Below are 2,724 nucleotides of genomic sequence, written 5' to 3' on the forward strand. Positions count from 1 at the left end.
CCGCCCTGTGCAAGCGAGTGCATAAATCAGATGTCTTCAAGGACATTACGTTTCAGGAGCTCGTCACCCAACTGCTGATCGACCGCAAGAACTTCGACGCCTTCGACGTCGAGTTCCATCTGGAAGGCGCGCAGGAAAAGATGGAGCAGATCGTGATGTACGAGGAGTCCGTCTGGGCCATGATTACCCGTCACGCGAAACGCAAGGGCATTGTCTGGTTTTATAAACAGGGCAGGGGCAAGGAAGGGCAACTCGACACGCTCGTATTCACCGACAATCCGCGCGGTTACGTGCGCTCGATCGACGTTCCGTTGATGCCGGAGTCGGGCCTCAACAACAACTGGCACGAAGCGGTGCTGTCGGTCAGCGAGGCACGCACGTTGGTGCCGGCCACGATCGAGGTGTGGGAGCGCAACTATCGCACGCCGGAGGATGCGTTGCGGGCCACGGCGAATGTCTCCGATGAGGCAGACGATCGGTCGGTATTCGGACAGATCAATCGCAGTGCGGAGTTCCATCTGACGCAGGCGCAGGGCGAGGCGTTGGCGCTGACGCGGCGCGATGAGCAGATCGCCAGGCAGGCGAAACTCTCGGGCACGACCAACGCAAAGGGCGTCGCGCCGGGCGTCGTCGTGAAGCTGACCAATGCAAAGCTGACGAGTGCGCCTTACGGGTTCGTGATCGAATCGATGACGATGACGGGCAGCCGCACGAAACCGGCGCTCGTGCGTTTCAAAGCGCTGCCCGCGCATCTCGCGTACCGTCCCGCTTTCGTATACGAGCGCGATTGGCGGTTTCTGAAGGGTCCTGTCGTCGGCGTCGTCACGACGTTCGACTCGTCGCCCTACGGGTGCATGGATGAGCATGGTCGGTATCCGGTCCTGCCGAAGTTCCTGCAGTGCACGGCCAACGCCGACAAACAGCTGCTCAAGCTGCGCCTCTTGCGCCCGTCTTCGTCATACCAGGGCGGCTTTCATGCGCCCTTGCTCCCGACCACGGAAGTTTTACTGTGGGGCGCACATGCGGACATCGATCGTTTGCATATCGCCGGCGCCTTGCATGACTATTCGCATCCCGACCTGGTGCGGGGTACGGATTCGTTGTTCAGCTATGCCATCTGGCGCTCGCCGCTGCTCGGCGCGGAGGTCGTGTTCAACGACCTGCAGGGCAAGGAAAGCGCGCGCATTGCGACGGTCTACAAGCAGTCGGCGTTCAATCAGGGCTATTTGCTTGACAGTAAGAAGCTTCCTCGAGGCGAGGGGTTCGAAGCGACAACCCAGGCATGGGGCACCATTCGCGCGGCGAAGGGGCTGTTCTTATCGGCGGATACGGCCGCTGGCGCCGATACGCCGCATCTGGACATGCCTGCAGCCATTCGGCAACTGAAGTCGGCGCTGCAGCGGGTGACGGAGTTGGCGACAGCGACAACGCAGGCCAAGGGTGATGCCGCGGACAAGGCCACGCAGGCGGCGCTGCTCGATGGCCTGAGCCAGCTCTGCGACGCGGGGCTATTGGCCAGTGCACCGGGCGGGATGGCATTCACCACGCCGAAATCGGTCCAGCACTCGGCGGGCGAGAACGTGATCGTCACGGCGGGCCGTCATATGGACGTGAGCATCACGGAGCGGCTGCGCATGGTGGCGGGAGAACTCATCTCCGTGTGCGCGCACAAGCTGGGCATCCGGATTTTCTCGAAAGGAAAGATTGAAGTGCAGGCGCAAGAGGCGCCCCTGGACCTGTTCGCCGACCAGCAGCTACACGTGTCGAGCGCGAACGCGAACGTGCTGGTCAACGGCAAGACGAAGGCGGTGCTGGCCAGCGGCGGTGCGGCAATCAAGATCGAGAACGGCAGCGTGGAGGTGATCTGTCCGGGGGACTTCAAGATCAAGGCGGGTTCGTTCACGTTTGAGGGGCCGGAAAACGCCGATCTCCCGTTGCCCATGCTGCCTGCAAGTGAGTTCAACCCGACCAATTCGTATCCGCTTACCCGTTGATTCATGATTATCAGCCCTCCCTTTCTTCCAGCCGCGGGCCTGACCGCTGGTGACAACGCAGCCCGTTCGCCGAAGCCCGATGCGATGATGGATCTGGTCGACACGTTCGAACTTGCGCACGGCATTTATCCGATAGCGTTCGATCGCCGATGGCATTGTGGCGTGCATCTGATGCCGTCGACACAGAACGAGAAAGTCCGCGCCATCGCCGACGGCGACGTCGTGGCCTACCGCGTGTGTCAGAAGGCCTACGACGGCGGGGATGGCGCGTGTGATAGCCATGCGGGCTTCGTGCTGCTCAAGCACACGACGGAAACCGGCGAAGGCAGGACTCTGACGTTCTATTCGCTGTACATGCATCTGCTGGACTTAAGCAGCTACCCGTCGATGAGCGCGGATGGCAACCTGCTTCCTAAGTTTTTGCGCACATCTTCGCCCGGTGGCGACCTAGAACCTGCGCCGGCGCAGGCCGGTGGCACGCACAAGGTGCGGAGAAAAGATGTGCTCGGCTGGGTCGGCGGATGCCAGGGGCAGCGGCATTTGCACTTTGAGGTATTCATGACCCAAACGGATCACGATGCGTATTTCGCGCGTACTCAACTGGGTCATGCAACGCCGAGCATGGCGACAGGCAGCGATTGCTGGGGGCACAGTTATTTCATGATTCCTGCCGGCAAATCGTTCCTGAGATTACCGGATGGCGCTGGACCGGATGGCAAGTTCAAGGGCA

2 protein-coding genes are annotated in these 2,724 nt (G+C 61.2%); both read left to right on the forward strand.

Annotated features, from left to right (window positions below; translation table 11 throughout):
• The coding region (locus AWB72_RS28265; protein ID WP_040050638.1) for a type VI secretion system tip protein VgrG at window positions 1–1,994 on the forward strand (1,994 nt) is incomplete at its 5' end.
• Window positions 1,995–1,997: 3 nt separating this feature from the next.
• The coding region (locus AWB72_RS28270; protein WP_244285792.1) for a M23 family metallopeptidase at window positions 1,998–2,724 on the forward strand (727 nt) is incomplete at its 3' end.

Origin of the sequence: Caballeronia concitans, assembly GCF_001544615.1 — a bacterium.
GTDB lineage: Bacteria > Pseudomonadota > Gammaproteobacteria > Burkholderiales > Burkholderiaceae > Caballeronia > Caballeronia concitans.